13 protein-coding genes are annotated in these 21,728 nt (G+C 39.1%); 3 read left to right on the forward strand and 10 right to left on the reverse strand.

What is annotated here, in order from left to right; translation table 11 throughout:
• Window positions 1-10: 10 nt before the first annotated feature.
• The 10 genes from AC5SR4_RS16605 to AC5SR4_RS16650 all read right to left on the reverse strand — a co-directional run bounded on the left by AC5SR4_RS16605 (window position 11) and on the right by AC5SR4_RS16650 (window position 16,885).
• Window positions 11-1,168, reverse strand: a complete 1,158-nt coding sequence (locus AC5SR4_RS16605; protein WP_495357396.1) for a sialidase family protein — start codon at window positions 1,166-1,168, stop codon at window positions 11-13.
• Between the two features lie 11 nt (window positions 1,169-1,179).
• Window positions 1,180-2,469, reverse strand: a complete 1,290-nt coding sequence (locus AC5SR4_RS16610) for a nucleoside hydrolase-like domain-containing protein (RefSeq protein ID WP_495357397.1) — start codon at window positions 2,467-2,469, stop codon at window positions 1,180-1,182.
• A gap of 220 nt (window positions 2,470-2,689) precedes the next feature.
• Window positions 2,690-4,954, reverse strand: a complete 2,265-nt coding sequence (locus tag AC5SR4_RS16615) for a DUF4350 domain-containing protein (protein WP_495357398.1) — start codon at window positions 4,952-4,954, stop codon at window positions 2,690-2,692.
• Window positions 4,951-5,889 (reverse strand): ABC transporter ATP-binding protein, encoded by a 939-nt coding sequence (locus AC5SR4_RS16620; protein ID WP_495357399.1) that lies wholly within the window; start codon window positions 5,887-5,889, stop codon window positions 4,951-4,953. Before AC5SR4_RS16620 ends, AC5SR4_RS16615 begins: the two co-directional genes overlap by 4 nt.
• A gap of 30 nt (window positions 5,890-5,919) precedes the next feature.
• Window positions 5,920-8,190 (reverse strand): Gldg family protein, encoded by a 2,271-nt coding sequence (locus AC5SR4_RS16625; RefSeq protein WP_495357400.1) that lies wholly within the window; start codon window positions 8,188-8,190, stop codon window positions 5,920-5,922.
• Between the two features lie 79 nt (window positions 8,191-8,269).
• Window positions 8,270-9,802 carry a PKD-like family lipoprotein gene (locus tag AC5SR4_RS16630; protein ID WP_495357401.1) on the reverse strand — a complete coding sequence of 511 codons (1,533 nt, stop codon included), beginning with the start codon at window positions 9,800-9,802 and terminating at the stop codon, window positions 8,270-8,272.
• Between the two features lie 109 nt (window positions 9,803-9,911).
• Window positions 9,912-10,622, reverse strand: coding sequence for a DUF4843 domain-containing protein (locus AC5SR4_RS16635; RefSeq protein ID WP_495357402.1), 711 nt, complete (start codon window positions 10,620-10,622; stop codon window positions 9,912-9,914).
• A gap of 26 nt (window positions 10,623-10,648) precedes the next feature.
• A complete protein-coding gene (locus tag AC5SR4_RS16640; RefSeq protein ID WP_495357403.1) occupies window positions 10,649-12,130 on the reverse strand; it encodes a RagB/SusD family nutrient uptake outer membrane protein in 1,482 nt (493 codons plus the stop codon).
• An 11-nt stretch (window positions 12,131-12,141) separates the two neighbouring features.
• Complete coding sequence (locus AC5SR4_RS16645) at window positions 12,142-15,528, reverse strand: SusC/RagA family TonB-linked outer membrane protein (protein ID WP_495357404.1); 3,387 nt, start codon at window positions 15,526-15,528, stop codon at window positions 12,142-12,144.
• Between the two features lie 193 nt (window positions 15,529-15,721).
• On the reverse strand, window positions 15,722-16,885 hold the full coding sequence (locus AC5SR4_RS16650; RefSeq protein ID WP_495357405.1) for a FecR family protein: 1,164 nt from the start codon (window positions 16,883-16,885) through the stop codon (window positions 15,722-15,724).
• 205 nt (window positions 16,886-17,090) lie between these two features.
• Here AC5SR4_RS16650 and AC5SR4_RS16655 point away from each other — a divergent pair, with 205 nt between their 5' ends.
• The 3 genes from AC5SR4_RS16655 to AC5SR4_RS16665 all read left to right on the forward strand — a co-directional run bounded on the left by AC5SR4_RS16655 (window position 17,091) and on the right by AC5SR4_RS16665 (window position 21,715).
• Window positions 17,091-17,663, forward strand: a complete 573-nt coding sequence (locus AC5SR4_RS16655) for an RNA polymerase sigma factor (RefSeq protein WP_495357406.1) — start codon at window positions 17,091-17,093, stop codon at window positions 17,661-17,663.
• 104 nt (window positions 17,664-17,767) lie between these two features.
• Window positions 17,768-18,181, forward strand: coding sequence for an HYC_CC_PP family protein (locus AC5SR4_RS16660; RefSeq protein WP_495359204.1), 414 nt, complete (start codon window positions 17,768-17,770; stop codon window positions 18,179-18,181).
• A 117-nt stretch (window positions 18,182-18,298) separates the two neighbouring features.
• A complete protein-coding gene (locus tag AC5SR4_RS16665) occupies window positions 18,299-21,715 on the forward strand; it encodes an efflux RND transporter permease subunit (RefSeq protein WP_495357407.1) in 3,417 nt (1,138 codons plus the stop codon).
• Window positions 21,716-21,728: the final 13 nt, after the last annotated feature.

The raw sequence follows: 21,728 nt of genomic DNA on the forward strand, positions 1-21,728 counted from the left end.
TAATTGTTTACTAATCTAAAACCTCCGCTTTTATATTAGCGTTTTCACTTTCTTGGCTCACAATCCAAGGCATTTTATCTTTTGGCCATTTACCGTTTACAATAGGAAATGTTTCCAATTTATTGAGATCTAAAACTACATGCTTAATACGCTTTCGGTGCCAAGAATAGGTAATATGTACCAAACCATCTTTTGTTTGGATAACCGCCGGGTAAGAGTATTGCACCGCCCCCGTTCTGTACTCTAAAACAGCAGCAGCTTCCCAATTAACACCGTCATTGGAAATGGCAACCGTTAAAATGCCCCGACCTTTGCGCCCGCCAAAGGGGTCTTCGCGCGTGGCGTGGTTATACACCAGTAAATGCCTACCATCTTTTAAGGTGACGGCATCAATGGCCGAATTGTTATTAGGTAAATTGGTATCTGTAACGGGCGACCACGTGAGTCCGCCATCATACGACCACGCTTGTGCTATTTTGGTGTCTTCACCACTACTATTAGGACGCGCCAATAACTGTAATTTTTGTTGTGAATGCACTAAAAGCGTTGGTTGAATAATTTGGTATTTGGTATTTACGGGATCGCTTATAGATGGGGTACGCGTCCATGTTTTTCCATTATCGGTACTGCGCTCTACATGAATGCGTTTTCCGGGGGCGCCCTGTAAACTAGCGCCGGCAATAATGGTTCCGTCGTCCATATAAACAGGTTTGTTTACAAGAGGCCCGGTAAATCCTTCTGGAAGTTTTTTAGGCTTGCTCCAGGTATGACCGTTATCTGTGGATGTGGTTACCTGACCATCATCAATTTCCGGACTCAAGAAATAAATTTGAATAGCGCCGCCTTTTAACTGAACAAGCACGGGGTTGAACAAGGTGTTTCCATCGCCATCATAAACCACCTCGGGCGTTTGCCAGTCTCCACCTTTGGGTTTTCTGGATATCCAAAGATTTACATCGGGATGCCTTTCTCGTGTTCCTCCAAACCACACGCACAGCAAATCGCCATTTTCCAACTCTAAGATAGAGGACGCGTGGCAGTCTCTGGTGGGTTGTTTTGTAAACACAAATTCCTCTAAAACAATCGCTTTTTTTGATGGTGATTGTGCATAAGACAAATTAATTATTGCAATTAATACCAGCAATAATGGCCGTTTATATAATTTCATGTGAATGTTGTTTAGTTATTAAGCCACGCCCAACGCTTGGCCCAATCCATTAAAAAGGCTTCGCGATGTTTAGAAACGGTTTTGGCACCTTGTTGTTCCCCAATAAACAATACAGGGTTTGGACGATCACTGTACCAGTGCGATCCTAGCTCATAATCGTTTGGTGTTTTAGGTCCCGGCCAGGGATTGACGCTTACAAATTGTCCTGTTAGGCCATCCAGTTCTGAAATAGTGCTAGCCGTTGTGTATGTACAAATTTCTGGTTTTTTAGAAGCATAGCGTATGCCATAATTACCATCACCAAGGTAATACCCAGACCAGATTTGTTTGGATATTTCCATGGTAAAGCATGCGGAATCTCTAGGGATTTCTAACTCAGGGCCTTTTAAATGCCATTCTATAACGCCATAGGTCGTCACGGTATCGGCTATGGTTGTGTGACGATTAAAAATAGATCGGGAACTATGAGTAATAGGAACAAAACTACCACCCCAACTTTCGCCTTCTGGTATGTTGGGATCGCCGTCCATAAGATAGGCCAAAGAGGGCGTGTCGCCCATTTTTATATGGCCCTTATAATAATTTATAAAAGCTTTACCCAAAGCACCTCGCCCTTGTATGTAGTTATCGTAATAGGCATCGCCTTTTAGGGTTTCTGGGGATGCTTCGTCCATAAACCAACCACGGTAGGTAGCGTTGGCTTCAATCATCCACAAATCTGGATGGTTTTTAACGATGTAGGCATAGGCGTTTACACTCCATTTTTTATTAGGACCACCAATCCAATACACCCGTATGTTGTTTTTAATTTCAGGAGCATCGTGGAGGGCTTGTGCCAGGTCTTCCAAACCGCCCCAAACCAAAACCCAAAGGGGTTGATCGCTTTCTTTTTTAGCGCAGGTAATAATCCAATCGGAGCCTTCGGTAGCTGAGCGGTAGCCTTTATAGGGCGCTTCGGGAATAGCACCTTGCTTGGTAATGCTACGTAAATAGTCCGGGCTGGGCAATTGGGGCGCCTTGGCTTTTAGGGCACTTAAATCCTGCGCATATAAATCTATCATCTTAAGTATCTCTGATTTTCTACCGGGACCAAAAGGTGACGATACCAAACCTTCTATTTGAAACAGATTGGCATACATTAATAAATGTATCATGGATTGGTTATCATCAGGATCGGTGCCTCCTATATCACTACTGATCAATATGCGGGGTTTTACAGGTTCTGGCTCCAGGGTTTTGCAGCTTACAAGTATTAGTGAAAAAAGTATAGCCAGATAGCTCCAGATTGGTAATTTCAGCATGGAATATGTTTTATTTAGTTGTTTAGTTGTTTAGTTGTTAGTCCCTTAGAACTAATATATTTACGAATATATGCATTTTAAACATAAAAAGAAAAAAAACGAAAAAATAAATAAAAAAACGAAACATTTTATTTAATGAACTATAAAAGGGGTTATTGAAAACAATAACCCCTTTTTGATAGATTTAAGAACGACTAACTCAAATAATCTACATGTATATTTAGTTTCTGCGGCGTCTTATTAAAATAGTACTCCCAATAACCGCTATAATTAGTGGTATTACAGCAAACAACACGAATTTTAACCAAGTAATGCCTGTCCTGCTCAATAATATTTTGGTATCGATTGAAGCTGGTCTTTTTGCAGATACAGGATATTCCCCGTCACTAAACCATTTAAATGCCCTGAGTGCAAAAGACGTGTTAATATTATTTGGTGTTCTTCTACTAATTTGGGCATTGCTCATAAAATCGGCATCCCCCACCACTAGTATTTTTTGCTCTTTTCCTGTGGACAGCTTTTTGGTAAGTGCTACAGCTATGGGCTCTTCTACTTTGGTATCGGTTATACTATCAAAAACAATCTTTTGGGTATTGAGGTCATAAGGTTCTAAACGTTGCCAAGTGTTCGCTTTATTACTTACCACCAATGGTGTTACCTTAAAATCGGTGGTTTCCTGATAAGCTATCGGTACAGCTTTGAGACCTACTAGTACAGAACCGTTCCGCATTTTAAATTCGGGGATGGCTTGTTGATTGGTTACCAAACCTTGTACTAAATCCAATTGAAAGTTGTCACTTTCCTGTAACAGTGTACCCTCCATAAAGGCGAGTCCTAAAGTATCCAATATAGGGTTTAGGAGCTCTTGCTTTCCCGGATCTCCGGCAATAAGCAAATTACCACCATCTTGTATATACTGCTTAATTTTAGTTAATTCTTCATCGGTATAAGCGCTATTGGGATCTGATATAACAAGCACATCCATAGCGGTGTCCAGACTATCGGCCGTTTTAAGATTGACATCCAATACATCAAAACCAGAATTGATGAGTGAACCCCGAATGTTTACCCCTTTTGTTATGAACTTATAGGAGTCGTCGCCATTTTTATAAACATCACGCTCTCCATGTCCCGTTAACACCCCTACAATACCTTGCTTTTGCACAAGTCGTTTTAGTGTAGATGTAATATCCGTTTCATTAGGATATACAAAAATATCATCAAACATCCGAAGGGGTATGGTTTGGTTGCCATAGTGTATAAACCTCACAAAACGATTGCCTTCGGGCTTTAAATCGATACGCGCCTGTATTTGTTCGGGCGACAGGACTTCATCAAAGTCAATGTGACGTACATCGGCCGCTTTACGTGCTAATTGCAATAAGGTTTTGGTAGTATCTATACCGGGTACAGAATCGTAATAGTGCACATAGTCCATAGTCATTTTAGGAATGAACCGTCGGTACATCTCAAAATGCTGTAAATCTTTCATACGTTCTTCTGGTGCTCCGTAACTTGCCGTGTAATGTAATAGATTGTTATAACTGGTGATGTGTATGTTATGCTTTAGCTTTTTGATAATCTCCTGGGATGTTTCGGTCAGTGTCCTGTCCTTAAACCGTGTGGTATCGTAATATCCATTAATGGTCGGTAACGAGGTGATATACCCTAAAACCATCATGGATATAATGAGTGATACATACTCCCCTGCTTTTCTAGCGGACGATTTAGTCTTACGTTCGTTACTCAACTTTAAAATACTGAGCATTAAAAAGAGCCCAATGACCAACACAAAATAAATAACATCCTTAGAGGCTATAAGGCCATTTACAAAATCATCGGCACGGCCGCTTATCGATAACCAATACGTTAGTTCGCGAACCAAATCGTAAGACTGCCCTACACTACCTATAAAGCTAAAAAAGGCCAGCACTGCCAACGTGCTAATGGCTGCTACCACCTGATAATTGGTTAAACTGGACATAAACAAACCGATAGCTGCATAGGCACACATAAGCAGGTAAATACCCAGTATACCACCCAGAACAAAAGGAATGTCTAAAGACTCTATGGATACCATACCCACAATGATAAAACTAGCCAAAAGTCCGGCGAGCAACAGGTTATAAACCAACATAGCCAGGTACTTACCGAGTACAATTTGCTTAATAGTTACCGGTGATGAATACAGAAGTTTTATAGAGCCGCTACTGGTTTCACGACTCATAAGTCCCATGGTTAAAAGGGGGATGTATAGATACAAATAGTTTTGAACAATGGCCAAAATACCATCCTCTCCCGCAAACAAGACTTTGGTTAGTACTTGTAGCGGACGGCCCAGCTGTTGGTTGGTTTCAAATTTATAAAGCACCTCGGTAAATGTTACCCCGGTCTGGATGAAAAAAATGATGAGTACAATCCAGGCAATGGGTGAAAAGAACATAATGCTAAGCTCAAGCTTTGCTATTTTTAATATCTTCTTCATGAATCAGCAACATTTTTTTTATTGGACAATTGTGCAAAAATGGCATCTAGAGAACTTTTCTCCAATTGAATTTCCGTAAGCCCCCAGTTGTTATCTAAACTCATCTTTATGATGGTTTTAGTAATATCTGGTTCGGTATTGAACGTAAGGCGGATGCTGTTTGGGGTTACAAAATCTACTTCTGTAATACCCGGGATTTCTAAAAAGTCTGCTCTACTTGGTGGTGTATCCATAGACACCAACAAGGTATTGGGCTGTATATAGTTATTAAACGCATGCATGGTGTCCTGAAAAACCGTGTGCCCATGCTCTATCATGACAATGGTATCGCAGGTAGCCTGTACTTCAGACAGGATATGTGTAGAAAGAATAACCGCGCGATCTTCTGCAATGGTCTTAATAAGCTTTCGTACTTCTGTTATTTGGTTGGGGTCTAATCCATTGGTTGGTTCATCTAGTACTACCAATTTGGGGTTATGGATAATGGACTGTGCAATCCCTACCCGTTGTTGATACCCCCCAGATAAGTTTTTCAATACACGCTTACTAAAGTGCGCTATACCACATTTTTCTTTAGCGGCTTCTACGGCTGCCGCAATGTCTTGTGATGGTATAGAACGCATGTAAGCACAGTGGGTTAGGTATTCATCCACGGTAAGCTCTAAATGTAATGGCGCTTTTTGTGGCAGGAAGCCAATAAGTTTTTTGGCCTCTACCGGGTTTTCCCGAATATCAATACCATCAATAAGTGCCACCCCTTCTGTTTGGTTAATGACACCACATAAAATATTCATTGTGGTGGATTTTCCGGCACCGTTAGAACCTAACAAGCCTAAGATACCACGGTTTTTTATTTCAAAGTTTATATTTTTTATAGCCCAATCTTTTGTATATCGGTGGGATAGATTCTGAATTTTTGCAATACTTTCTTCCATTATATTATATCATTAAACAGGTTGTCGTTTTTAGTTTCGCATACGCCTTACGATGGTTACTATACCCAATAGTGCCAAAAAGAGCGGAAACCCTCCAACAAACAGAAGTTTCATCCAGGACAATTGTGTTTGGTTTACTAATATTTTGTTGTCTATAGGGTCTTGCTTGCTGGCATCGACAGGGTATTCGCCATCGGTAAACCATTTGAACATATCTTTGGCAAAGGTGTAGTTCTCTTGTTTTTGCAGGTTGTTTCTGGAGAGTTCTTTATTACTCATCACATCGGCATCGCCTAACACCATTATTTTTTGTGTTTTACCTTGTATGGCTCTTGTAAGTGCTAAGGCTATGGTAGCGGCTGCTCGCTTATCGGTAGCCGGGTTGAATACGATGGAATCCATTTCTATATATCTGTCTCCTGTATAATTCCAAGTGGTAGCCTTATTGGTCTTTAATATAGGTGTGGCTTTAAACCCTAGGGTATCTTTATAGGTTATCCCCATGGCATTGGGCATGCTTATCACACTATTTTTTCCTACGGTAAATCCAAGCTCCGATGCGGCATCGGTGATACGCCCTTGTATTAAATCGGCTTTATAATCGTCGCTCGTTTCCATTAACATCCCTTCGGAATACTGTACACCCAGTGTTTTTAATATGGGATTGAACAAGGCTTGTTTATCTGGTTCCATGGCCAGAATGGCATTGCCTCCTTGTTCCAAATAGGCTATGATTTCATCTTGCTGTGCTTGGGTGTAGGCTTCAATGGGATCGGCTATAATTAACACGGTAATATCCAACGGTAAATTGGTAACGGCATCCCAAGGCATGTCTGAAATCTCAAAACCCTGGTTTATTAAAGAACGTCTTACATTGAGTTCTTTAAACAACGACTTATAACCTTTATCGCCTTCTTTATCGGAACTACGCTCGCCATGTCCGGTCAACAACCGTATTTGTGGGGTACCGTAGAGAATATTTTTAATGGCTGCTGAAATCTCAGCCTCTTTTGGGTACCAGATATTATCAAAGAACATGCGGAGTTTGGCTTTTTTGCCATCATACTCCAAAACCCTTACAAAGCCGTTTCGCTCGGGTGCCATGGGCATGATACTATCCATTTCTTCGGGAGTCATAACCTCGTCAAAGTCATATCCATAAGCAATGGATGATCGTAAAGCGCGTTCTCTTAAAGGTTTATCTGTATTGTCTGCGTTATTTAGTGTGTAGTTGTAGTAGGCTTTATAATCAATTTCCAGATTGGGTAAAAAGCGGGTATATTCATCAAACTGCTTGAGGTCGTAAATCCTGAACTTTGGAGCGCCTATATTAGCAAAGACATTAATTACATTGGGGTATACCGTAATTTTTACAGGTTTATCCAATTGTTTTAGTAACGCTTGGGTACCTTGGGTTAGCGTATTCTTTTTAAATCGTGTGGTATCGTAATAGCCATTAATATGGGGCAAGGAACTGAGGTAACCCACTAAAAGTACGGCTACAATAACGGCCATATACCGTAAGGCTTTGGTAGCACTGCTATATGTTTTTCTCCCGGCATTGAGTCGCATGATGGTCAGCGTTAAAAACAAGCCTATAATAAGCAAGTAATAAATAACGTCTTTACTACTAATAAGACCAAGAATGAAATTATCCACCCGATCGGACAGGGACATCCAATAGGTAATATCGCGCACAAAATCGATACTCTGCCCTACAGAACCCATAAAATTTAAGGTGGCAAAGATGGCCAAAGTACATATAGCCGCCACCACTTGATAGGTGGTTAAACTGGACATAAACAACCCAATGGCTGCATAGGCACAGGCTAATAAAAAGAGTCCAAAAATGCCTCCCAATACATAGGTGATGTCGAGTGATTCTATAGCAATGCCTGCCATAAACACCACCCCAAACAACACCAATACCAACAATAGGTTATACAAAACCATAGCCAAGTATTTACCTAAAATAATCTGGTTGTTTTTTACGGGAGAAGACAACAATAGTTTTATAGAGCCACTACTGAGTTCTCTACTCATCAACCCCATAGTAAGCAGGGGAATGTATAAATACAGGTATTTTTTTACGGATTTAAAAAAGGAACTATAACCCCCAAAGACATCAAAGGTTAAGGATTTTAAGTTGTTTCCCAATTCCTGGGAAGCCACACGGGCTTCCAGTAAATTTGAAATACCCAATCCGCATTGAATGATAAAAATAATTAATACCAACCACGCTATAGGGGAATAAAATAGGATGCTCAATTCTGTTTGAGCAATCTTTAATATCTTTTTCATCTGGTGCAAAATATTCGTGTATTATTTCCCCATTGCCTGTAAAGGCAACGGGGAAAATACTTCAATTTAAAAGTGACTATTAGAGTTGTGTACCTAACGCCGTGATACGGCCAAAACCGGTGAAGGTTTTGATATTAGGGGTATCAATGTTTCCAACGCCTGTATTGATAAATGGTAACAAGTACACTTTACCCTCAGTACCGTTGTAGGTAGCCATCATTAAAGCCTTATTGTTTAAGGGTAAATAACTGCCAGAGCTTCGGAATGGATAATCGGCTTGTTGATAGATTTGTAAAACACCGATTTCCTCGCCTGCAGGGGCTGTATAACGTTCTTGTACCGTTGCGGTAGCAGTAGCATAAAGCACCGCATATATCTTATTAGCAGTGGCATAATACAAGATTCTTTGATCATTTAGAAACACAAACGATGTGGCTTGTGCAATATCGGGCGCACTGGTTAAATCGTAATATCCAATAGCTTCTGGTGGTTCGGGACTTGGAAACCCGCTCACACCACCGTTAAAGATATAAAGTCCAATAGCACCGGTACTTTTATCTTTAAGTAAGTGTCTAAAATCACCATTGGTTCCTACACCGGCCGCTAGATTCTCCATATTGGGGACTGCTGCAGGATCGAAAGGTGCCGTAGCATCGGCTGCGATCTCATAATTGGTTCTGTCACCAAACTGGGTGATAGAAGGTTGGTAAATAAATTTACCAATGGTTTCCTCATAATAATTTAACACCACTGGAGGATTGGCTACTGGATTGGTTGCAACAATACTTGGTATAGTGTAATCTGAGGAAAAAGGAGCTCCAAATCGACGCGAAGCACCAAAATATGTGGATGTTAATTTACCATCATTAATAAATAAACTGCCTTGGGTTACTTGGTCCAATGCCTGAGGTGCATAGGTTGGCTTTGCTGTAAAAAACAAATCATCATTAGTGCCTACCAAAGTATAATCTAAGGTTTGGATTCTATAAATACTCTCATCTGTAATACCTAGCAAGGCACTTACACCGTAAATTTGGTAATACTTAATTTGTTTGGTAACACCTGGAATAGTTGTTCCATTAATACTAGAGAATACTTCGTGTTTAACACTAACCTCTGTGTAATCGGTGGTCACTTCCGGACTCATAATATGACTTAAATCGGTGGTAGTACCATTAGTTTCGGCCACCACAATACCTTCTCCAATATTATTCAACACGGTTACCGGCCAAGACATGATATAGTCAATGTCTGTACTCAAGTCTGTTACTGTATACACCAATTGATGGGTATACCCAGGATTGGTAGGTTTGAAAGCTATTGGGCTATCTAAATTTTTAGAATCACTTAGTACCTGATATAAAGTATCGTTAGGTATTAGATTTATTTTCCATTCGTAACTTAACTGACTTTCTGATAAACCTGCTAAATTAAGATTGGGCTGTACCACCAAATTATCAAATTGGAGTACAGCTAAACTGCTCATGCCAGTCGTATCAATTTCAACACCATTAATGGTGTTAACATCAAAACTACTACCATCTCTGGAACAGGAATGAGTCACTACGGCCAGGCCTAGTGCAAATATGATGAGTTTGAATATATGTTTCATCTGTTTATTTTTTATTGTTTTAGAGGACATATGGAACACCCGAGATAATCATTCTAATAGTATGAATGCAATTAGATGGGTGTTTCATAAATCGTTTCGTTTTTAACTATTAGTAAATAGGGATGATTTCCTCGCCTGCATGATCGCCATCGTCATGCAACAAAGGTTCTCCATTGTCTATTTCATATTGCCTAATATAATCCCCAAAGGCGGCACCTAAAGCTTGGGCACCTGTTGGTCCATATACATATATGTAATCGTTTCTAGTAAAATCAGTCAGTCCTGTACTGGCAATAAAAGCTCTATAAGCTGCGGTGCTAGGATATCTGGTAAAGAAAAATCTAAAATAGGTCCAAGCAGGAATTACAATTTTGTTAGTCCAAATAAGTTTGGTACTACTGGTTTCTATGTTACCAACTTCAAAATCATTAGATCTTGCCCCGGCAATCAATATAGAAACGGACGCGTCATCCAGTATAGGGTCCTTTTTTACTTTAACCTGTAAACTTCCTGCAAACTCTCCGGCAGGTATTTTCCCCTCCATAATTTCGTAGAGGTCACTACTGGCGGTTGTAGACTCCCCTTCTTCTATGGTGACTTCAAAAAAGCGATCGTAATCGGTAATTTGACCAATAACAGCCACAGGCACTTCAATGATATGCTCGTCTGCTGGTTCCTGTATAAATGAATACTGAATGGAATCCTGAACAAAATTAATGGCCGGCATGGCTTCAAAAGCTCCTATCTCATCTTTTTCACAAGACCATACCAATACACAAAGCATGGTAATTAGGCCTATGGTATATATTATATTTTTCATAAGTTTTTGTTTTTAGAAGTTAAACATTATTGGTCTGCTCCAAATTGAAATTCAATGTCCGGATAAGGTAACACATAGACATCGTCATTGAGTTCGATATTATCCGATAATCCAAATATTTCTGTCTCCCCTGTTCGTTTATAATAAAAGAACAGTTGGCCTTCACTTAAAAATTCTTTTTTATATTCTTTCTTAATCTCTAACAAGACCTCTTCTTGTGTTGCTGTATCAGGGACATCTTCTATAATACCACGACTACTCCGCACTAAATTAAGATAGTCTATAGCCATACCCAATTGATTGGCATCGCCACTTTTGGCATAGGCTTCCGCAGCTATGTAGTACATCTCTGGGAGCTTGACGATGGGCATTTGGTTATAAGCGTTGCTTGCCGTACCGCCCTGCACTAATTTTAAGTTAACAATACCCCGCGATTGCTGCTCCATAAGGGTGTTATATCTTACATCGGCAACACCTATATCAATATTGTTGGTTTCGAAGGTGTCATCTGTAAAATTAGAGGTGTAGAATAAGGCATCGTAATTTGAGCCATCACCTTCAGCCGTCATTAAAGTGTTTACAATATCAATAAACCCATCTACATCCAATGAAAATAAAAGTTCTTGTGTAAATATTTTATCGGACGCTACTGGATAGGTTGCTGAGTTTATAAGGCTTGCAAAAGAATTACTGATAACAGTTTCGGCAACTAATGCAGCTTCTGTTTGCTTGCCTTCCCATTGTAATACGCGCGCCTGTAATGCTTTTACAGCATAGTAGTTCATGCGTTGATCTCTACGATCGTAAAACCCGGTGCGGTTCACATCATCGTAGTAGCCAGCAGGTTTATCCGTGGCATATGCAGGATCTTCTTCCAATAATAGCAAGGCCTCATTTAAATCGCTTTCCAGCAATGTAAAAGTTTCTTGATAGCTAACTTGTGGTGTGATGTTTTTACTAAATGTAGTAACGTAAGGAACTGCTTTTTCCTGCAAAAGACTGGTACGGTTTTCTAAATCGCCATATCCAAATAAACGAAGTAAATCAAAATGTACAAGGGCTCTTAATCCTAATAGCTCGCCTCTAATGATGGCATAATCGATATCTCCCAACACGTTACGATTGGTCGTTGTCATTTCCAAGGCTAAGTTAATATTGGCAATGGTATTATAAGCTTTGGACCAAACACCTTCTATTTGATTTACGGACCGGGGGGTATCATAATTAAATTGCTGTACGCCTGCGTACTGAGCATTTGAAGGAAATGTGGCATATTGCTGGCTTAATACATCAACTAAATTCCAGTTCATGTCCTTGGCATATGCCTCTGTTTCAGTCATACTCAAGTAAACTCCCATAAGGGCATCTTTAAAGCCATCGGTAGATTTAAATTGTTCCTCGGCTCCTAACTGCATATTCGATTTCTCGTCCAACCAGTCATTGCTACAGGAAAATGTTAGGGTTATTAAAGCAACCCCTAATATGATTTTATATATATTCTTATTCATAATCTCTGTTATTAAAAGTTAGCAGTAAGTGAAAAAGACATCGTTCTAGCAAACGGATAGGATGTACCACGCTCAATTTCTATAGAAGAAAACTGTGCTACATTATTCATGTTAAAGCTAAAACGTAAACGATCCAAACCTAATGGGTTGATTAATTGCTTCTTCAAATCGTAGTATACATTAATGGCTGCAATGTCTATCTCTTTACGGTCTTGTACAAAACGTGAGGTCGGTCTGGTTAACGGTACATTATAATTATATCTATCCGTTTCATAGTTATAATAACGAAGACCTTTAAACAACGTTTCTTGACCTTGGTATTGCCATCTACCACTTAATACACGCTTATCTACGTTATAGGTCATATCGACATTCTCTACCTTATCTACTAAGGTTTGGTTGTATAATTGTCCGCCACCTAAATAGCGAGCCGTTACACTAAAACCAAAACCTCCAAACTCGCCTGATAATCCAAATACACCACGGTATTCCGGATTGCTATTACCAACAACCACCATATCATCGGCATTCCAATCATAAGTGGTACTACCATCTTGCTTTACATATATTTCCCTTCCGGATGCCGGATCAATACCCTGTGATGGTACGGCCCAAATAGCATTCATAGACATCCCATCCTGGTATTTTAATACGGGTCTGTTGTTCTCATCATCGCCAGCAATGGCATCTTGGGCTTCGTTAAATGCTTTCATAGCCTCAGACAACTCAATGATTTCATTTTTATTGGTTGTGATACCAAAATTCACATTCAGAAAATTATTGCCTTTGGACCATACTAGATAGGAAGCATTTACCTCAATTCCTGAGTTTTTAACCTCACCTAGGTTTTCCTTCACACTGTTAAACCCTGTAGAGAAAGGAAGGGTAATATCCGTAATAAGGTTTTCGGTGTAACTCTCATAGTAGTCAAAACGCAGTGTTAGATTTCCAATTTTGGCATCCAAACCACCATTGTAATCAAACTTTGTTTCCCATTGTAGCCCTGGATTTCCCATATTTAATATATAAGAGCCTGGGTAACCTTGGTAAAATTTGTCCTGGTAATAGTTATAAGTAACGATGGATTGGTTAGAGTTAAAGTTTTGATTTCCTGTAGATCCTATGGATCCTCGAATTTTAAATTGTTCTATAAAAGAATCTCTAAGAAATGCTTCGTTATGTAAGTTCCAACCTAAACCTAAACTCCAGAACGACGACCAACGCTTGTCCGCCCCAAATTGTGAAGATGCACTGGTTCTATAAGTAACATCACTTAAGAAGCGGTTGTCGTAGACATACGACCCAATGGCCAAGAAACCTAATTCTCTGGAAACCCCACTAATACCTTGTGGTCTGGAATCTAAGGCATAGGCTCTAGCAAAAGTAATATCATTCAAACGGCTGCTTGGGAACCCTTCTGCCAGATAGGATATTTCCTGATATTTTCTTTCGCTTACGTTGAATCCTGCATTGGCAAACAAAAAGTGCTTTTGAATGTTTTTGGAGTAACGGAAGTTTAAATCGCCCGAAATAAAAGAGCTCTTCCCGCTATTGGCCTGATAAGATCCTTTTCTAACTTCACTATCACCAACAAATCCATCAAACTTAGTGTGTTGCGAGGGGTAGAACTCATCGGCATCACTACGCTTCAAGTCCACTCCAATACGTGCCACTGTTTTAAAGGATGGCATGATATCCCACTCTAGGTAAAAGTTATTGATGAAGTTAAGGTAAGATGTCACATTTTTAGAATCTAATGTGGAGTTAAACAACGGGTTGGTTTGTTCGGTACCATCGCTAAAAAACTCTGAGTAATAAGGAATGGTGCCATCCGGATTTCTGGCTCTCCAGTAAGGGTTCATAATAGCATACTCGCTATACTGCCCGTATGGAGACTCCTGCTGGTTATTACCAATAATAGTCGTGCTGTTTTTAAATCTTAACTTATTAATGTTGTACATGGTGGTAAACTGTCCGCCAATGTTTTCACGAAACGAGCCTTTCATTACCCCCACTTTCTTTTGGTAATTAAGGTTGGCCAAAATACTTAGGTTTTCGCCTCCCAGTTCCACACCTAAGGAGTGTCTTTGCCCGATACCATCCTGTATGGGAATCGCCATCCAATCGGTGTTTAAGCCTTCCCTAGCCAATTTTAATCGGGCATTATACAATTGTTGAAGTTCTACATACGTATCGGCATCATTTGATAGATAATAGCCGTCCAAGGTTTCTGCCTGGAGTTTTTCCAAAGAATTGGTAAGGTTATAACTGGTTAAATCCGGCACCTCTAAATCTAAATTGGTCGTGTATGTGATTCGAACCTCCTCGCCTGTTGGGAGATCAGTCTCTATAACAATCACACCATTGGCTGCTCTGGATCCGTAAAGGGCTTTCGAGGCCGCATCTTTTAAGATGGTAAGACGCTTAATACGGAAAAAGTCTAGATCGAAAACACGCTCGGCTGATACTTCAAAACCGTTTAATATAAATAATGGTTGATTGGGGTTTCTTAAGTAATTCCCTTTAAAGCCTGCTGTTTGATCATCGGCAGGAAAGGTAGAGGTTCCTCTAATTTGCAGATCGGGGATGTTGTTGGGGTTAGAGCCCAATTCAAAATTATCGATAAGCGCTATAGAGGGATCAATGTTTTGTATGGCCTGAAAAATATTCTGGCTGCCTACTTTTTTTAATTCTTCTCCTTGTACGGTTACAGTAGACCCCGTAAAGCTTTCTGCTTTTCTTTCAAAAATACCATTTATGATTACTTCATTCAATTCGGTTAAGTCTTCAACTAAAGTTAAATTAATTTGAGTTTGGTTGCCTACCTTTATCACTTGGGTTTTATAACCAATACTTGAAAAAACCAAAACACTTTCTATGTTTGGTACTATTATGGAATATTTACCATTAATATCTGTTGCTGTTCCCCCTGGTTCATCTTTAACCAACACCGTAACTCCGGGTATAGGTTCACCTGCTTCGTCAACAATTGTTCCATATACGGTACGTTGCCGCATATCTTCAGATGACTTCTTCTTGATTAATATTGTGTTATTTGGGGTAATTGTTAAGTTTACATTTGCTCCCAATAAACTTTTTTCCAATAATTTGTTCAACCTTATAGATCCTTTTTCCAACTTAACCTTTGGAAAATCTTTGAACAATTTTTCTGGGTATATGAACACATAATCATTTGTTTGCGCCTTGATGATCTTAAAAACTTCATCAACGGTTGCTATTTGATCTCTTTCAATGTTTATCCTTGTATTTTGTGATAACACAATGCTTGGCGAGAGACCAAAAACAGTAGCACACAACAAAAATATAAATGTTCGCATAATAAGAATTAAGAGTCCCTTTTTTACTGAAATAGGAACTTTAGTTAATTTAATTTTCATAAATTTACAGTTGTTAGTTAGTTAAACTTTTTTTAATTAATTAATACACTCTAAAGGAGGGAATGGTCTTCTACTTTCCTAGGGTTTAAGCTATTAACCTCCTTTTTTATATTAATGTACTGAATGCGTTTATTCAGCTTGCAAGTAAAATGGATTGGTTGTTTTATTTCATTGGCTTTCCTTTATTAATTATTTATTTAAGAATGATCGTTTTATTTCTTATTTCATAGTTACTTATAATGTTTGCATTTTTCATTACAGACAATGTCTCTTCTATACCAAATGCTTTATTAAACAATCCAGTAAACTTTTGGGTTTTCAATTCTTTATTTTCAAAAACCACATCCATATCATACCAACGTGATAACACTGTCATGATATCTCCCAATATTTTACTCTCAAAATTAAAGACACCATTTTTCCATGCTATTTCAGTATAGGTATCGATTGCATACACCGTTAATTGATTTGTACTTAAATCTAGATTAGATTGTTGGTTGGGCAATAGAACTTGATTTTTATCTTGGTAATTTATCATTACTTTGCCTTCTATTAAGGTGGTATAGATATTTTGCTCCCCTTTATAAGCCTTAACATTAAACTCTGTACCCAGAACCTGAATTTCTTGTTGCGAATGATTGACCTTAAAATCTGTTCCGTTATGCGCGGTACTTGGTGATACATCAAAATAAGCCTCGCCATAAACAAGCTCTACCCCACGGCTTTCCCCATCAATAAAACTTACTGGGTATTTTAACTGTGATTCTGAATTAAGCCATACATGCGTACCATCGGCCAAGGTTATTTGAAATTGGCCCCCACGGGGTATGGTTAAGGTATTAATAACTGGTGTTAAAGACTTTGAATTAGCATCTTGGTTGTTGGATTGCAAATAAATGATCGCTTCGCCATTACTGGTTGCATTGGCCATGTTATAGGTAATGCCTTTTTTAAGCGTGATTTCAGAACCATCCTCTAAAGTTAATGTTGCCTTGTCTATACCCGGTGTTATTTGGTTATTTATTACAATAGGAACCTCACTTTGAGTGTTGTTGAAAATCTGGTCTTTAAAAATAGACGTTGTTACCAAAATACCTGTAACAACAGCTGCAGCTGCATACTTTATCCATGAGGTACGCATGCTTCTTACCTTTTTAGGTTGCGACATGCGTTGTTTTAGTTTAGTATAAGCTGCGTTTGTCTCATTATTAAACGTAGCTAAGTTTATATCATAATCTTCTTTAATGTAGCTTTCCAGTTTTTGTTGGTTTTTTGGATCTTTTAACCACTCAAGTAATTTGTCTAATTCCTGTTCAGAAATGGTATCGGTTAAAAGTTTTATAATCAGTGTTTTCATGAAATGGTTTATATGTGGTGTGTAAAATAGAACACTTAGACTTTAATTTTATAGAATTCTAAAAATACACATTGAAATAATTTTATATACGCATATATACCCCCTATGCGCAAAAAGTTCAAAAAACCCTTAATGATATTTTAAATTTTTTTTTAACCTTTACGCTTTATAAGTCAACAACCTCTCTAAAATGACTTTTTAAGCTATGGATGAAAGCCATATTATAAAAGCTTTGCACAATAATGATGAACAAGCCTTTAAGCTACTATTTGAAAGGTATTATGACCGTTTGATGGCCTACATTACCAGTTATACCAATGATGCAATAGCTGCAGAAGATATTGTACAGCAAGCTTTTATTAATTTGTGGGATGATCGTAAAAAATTAGACCCCGACAACTCTCCAAAAGGTTATTTGTATGCCATTGCCTATAACCGATATATTGATAGTAAACGCTCCAAAAGAAAACAGGAAAAGTTGTTAAATGAGATTTGGGAACGGGCTTTACGTGACCGAATTTTGGAAGATAGGGAGTTTGTTGAAAAACGCATAGAAGTATTAAAAAAAGCAATGGATGACCTCCCTCCAAAATGCAAAGAAATTATTGAGTTAAACAAGATACACGGTGTTAAATACAAAGAAATTGCCGAACGCTTGGGAATTTCTATGAAGACGGTTGAGTCTCAAATGGGCATTGCATTTAAGAAAGTTCGCAAAGCCTTTAAAGACTCTAACCTTATTTTGTTTTTTGGATTTATTGGGTGCCAAAAAAAATGATTAAAAAAATTAGTGGTCTTGCACACCTTTAAAACTAATACCCATTAGGTTGTTTAGCAATATGTATTTATAACTTACTTATTTTTTATATCTTTGCTATTATGATTAAAAAGGTATTCCATAAAATAATATCGTTTGTGATGGCTCTGGTAGTATTGTTTTCTACCATGTCATTTACAATAAACATGCATTATTGTGGAGATACTTTGGTTGAAACTACACTGTTTCATGAAGCTAAAGGTTGCGGTATGGAACTACCTGCTCCTATAACCGATGGTTGCTCCACTAGCAAAAAAAATTGCTGTGATGATGTGCAATTAGTTGTTGATGGACAGGATGAACTTCAATTATCAGTTGACAAAATTTCTTTCAAGCAACAATTCTTTTCAGCTTTATTTATTGCTACTTATAATAATCTTTTTGAAGGTTTAGACGCTAACACAACGTTATACAAAGCCTATAGACCTCCATTGGTCGTCAAGCAAATCTACAAGATTGACGAGACTTACTTAATTTGATTTTTAAACATTAATCCTGTTATCCTGTTAGCCCTAGGCTATTCTGGATAATTTGTTGTATTTGGTGTACACCTAAAATACCATCTATTATGTTTAATTGTTTAATTATCAAAGCTTATGCTTAACAAAGGCATCAAATTTTTAATAGAAAATAAACTCGTATCCGTCCTATTGCTCCTCCTTTTTATAGGCTGGGGAACCATAAACGCGCCTTTTAATTGGAATACTGGCCTTTTGCCTAGCGACCCTGTTGCAGTAGATGCCATTCCCGATATTGGAGAAAACCAGCAAATCGTGTTTACAAAATGGGACGGGCGTTCACCACAGGATATTGAAGACCAAATTACATATCCTTTAACAACATCGTTACTGGGTATTGCTGGCGTAAAAACCATTCGTAGTTCATCTATGTTTGGCTTTTCAAGCATCTACGTCATTTTTGAGGAAGATGTTGAATTCTACTGGAGCAGAAGTCGTATTCTAGAAAAACTAAACGCACTACCCAATGGATTACTACCTGATGGCGTTAGCCCTACTTTAGGACCTGATGCCACAGGATTGGGGCAGATATTTTGGTACACCTTAGAAGGCCGTGATGAAAACGGAAATGTTACCGGTGGTTGGGATTTACAGGAATTACGAAGCATTCAGGATTATTATGTTAAATATGCCCTATCCTCGGCAAGTGGTGTCTCTGAAGTGGCTTCTATTGGTGGTTATGTGCAGGAATACCAAGTGGATGTTAACCCAGAACTCATGCGCCAATATCAAATAAGCTTAAACCAAGTGGTTAAAGCTGTAAAGGAAAGCAACAAGGATATTGGTGCACAAACCCTGGAAATTAACCAAGCGGAATACCTGGTTCGTGGTTTGGGCTATGTAAAATCTATTGCAGACATCGAGAATGCCGTTGTTACTTCTCAAGACTATACCGCTATTAAAATAAAAGATATAGCCAAAGTTTCCCTAGGGCCTGCGGCACGTAGAGGTATTTTAGATAAAGAAGGTGCCGAAGTAGTAGGCGGTGTTGTGGTAGCGCGTTATGGTGCTAACCCCATGGAAGTTATTAATCACGTAAAAGCTAAAATTAAAGATTTAAGTGCCGGATTACCTTCTAAAGTTTTGGCAGACGGACGTACCTCGCAACTCACCATTGTGCCTTTTTATGACCGGACAGAACTGATACAAGAAACACTTGGTACACTTAATGAGGCATTAACTTTAGAAATTCTCATTACCATTCTGGTTATTCTTATTATGGTGTTTAATCTTAGGGCTTCTGTATTAATTTCAGGCTTGTTACCCGTAGCTGTGCTTATGGTATTTATTGCCATGAAACTATTTAGTGTAGATGCCAATATTGTAGCTTTATCGGGTATTGCCATTGCTATAGGTACCATGGTAGATGTTGGGGTGATTCTTTCGGAAAATATCCTTAGACATCTGGATAGTGAAAAACCAAAAACTAAAAGTGAACAGTTACCAATTAACCAAGTGGTTTACAATGCGACTGCAGAGGTATCGGGTGCTATTGTAACTGCGGTGATGACCACCATCATCAGTTTTATTCCGGTATTCACGATGATTGGAGCCGAAGGGAAATTATTCAGGCCTTTGGCATTTACTAAAACCTTTGCGCTAACAGCCGCCATATTTATTGCGTTATTTTTAATTCCACCCTTTGCAGCCTTCTTATTCAGAAAACGAAAAACCAAAATACCTAACACATATCGCTTTTCACTTTTCAGTTTTCACTTTTCCTTTACTACGGTTCAAATCCTTAACATTGTAGCAGCTATAGGTATTGTATTCTTACTGGCAGGCTATTGGCGCCCTTTAGGAGTTGAGAGCCTCTATATTTTTAACCTCTTGTTTGTAAGCATCCTATGTTTTGGTTTACTAGGACTGTTTTACCTGTTTATGCAGTACTACACACGTATCCTAATCTGGTGTTTAGATCATAAACTGTTGTTTTTATCGGTTCCTACGACCATCGTGATTATTGGTTTTTTAATTATGCAACGAACCGGAAAAGAGTTTATGCCATCGCTAAACGAAGGTTCCTTTTTGTTGATGCCAACGTCCATGCCACATGCCGGTGTGGAAGAAAATAAACGTGTGTTGCAGCAACTGGATATGGCCGTAGCGCAAATTCCGGAAATTGAGACCGTGGTAGGTAAAGCGGGACGTACCGAATCTGCTTTAGACCCCGCCCCGCTTTCTATGTATGAAAACATCATTTTGTACAAACCGGAATTTAGTATTAATGCCGATGGAGAATACGTGCGCAATTGGCGTCCGGAAATCCAATCCCCAGATGATATTTGGAACGCCATCGTGAAGGCCACTAAGCTGCCGGGCGTTACCTCGGCACCAAAATTACAGCCCATAGAAACCCGATTGATTATGCTACAAACGGGTATGCGTGCCCCGATGGGTATAAAAATTAAAGGTCAGGATCTTAGACAAATTGAAGCTTTTGGTATGCAACTAGAGCCTCTTTTAAAACAAGCAGAAGGGGTTAAGGACGAAGCCGTGTTTGCTGACCGTATTGTTGGGAAACCTTATTTGTTAATAGATATTGACAGAGATAAGATTGCACGTTACGGGGTGACTATTGATGCCGTACAGAATATCCTTAAAGTCGCTGTTGGTGGTATGGTACTTACCCAAACCATTGAAGGTAGAGAGCGCTATGGCATTCGTGTTCGCTACCCCAGGGAACTGCGGGACAGCCCCTCCGATTTGGAACACATTTATGTACCCGTTGCTACCGGTGCCCCAGTACCTTTAAGTGAGTTGGCCACCATTCGTTATGAACAAGGACCCCAGGTAATTAAAAGTGAGGATACCTTTTTGGTGGGCTATGTCTTGTTTGATAAATTGGACGGCTATGCCGAGGTAGATGTGGTTGAAAATGCGCAGGCGCATATTCAGCACGCTATTGATAATGGTGCTTTGGTAGTTCCCAAAGGGATTAACTATGAATTTACGGGAAGTTATGAAAATCAGTTACGTGCTGAGAAAACCCTGTCTCTGGTCGTGCCTTTGGCGCTCTTCATTATCTTTTTAATTCTTTATTTTCAATTCCGGTCTGTGAGTACCTCCCTTATGGTATTTACGGGTATTGCTGTGGCTTTTGCAGGTGGTTTTATCATGGTATGGTTCTATGGCATTAACCTGAGTGTTGCCGTGTGGGTTGGTTTTATTGCGCTGTTTGGAATTGCTACTGATGATGGGGTGATTATGGCGACCTATTTAACACAGACCTTTAACAGAAATACGCCTGAAAGCAAAAAAGAAATAAGAGCCTCCGTAGTAGAAGCCGGAGAAAAACGTATTCGCCCCTGTTTGATGACCACGGCCACTACCCTACTGGCCTTGCTGCCGATACTGACCTCAACTGGACGAGGAAGCGATATTATGATTCCTATGGCGATACCGAGTTTTGGTGGCATGGCTATAGCGCTAATTACCTTGTTTATTGTGCCAGTATTGTATAGCTGGAGAGCCGAGATTAAAGTGAAAAACTAAAAGTGAAAAGTGA

Source organism: Aestuariibaculum scopimerae (assembly GCF_059428085.1).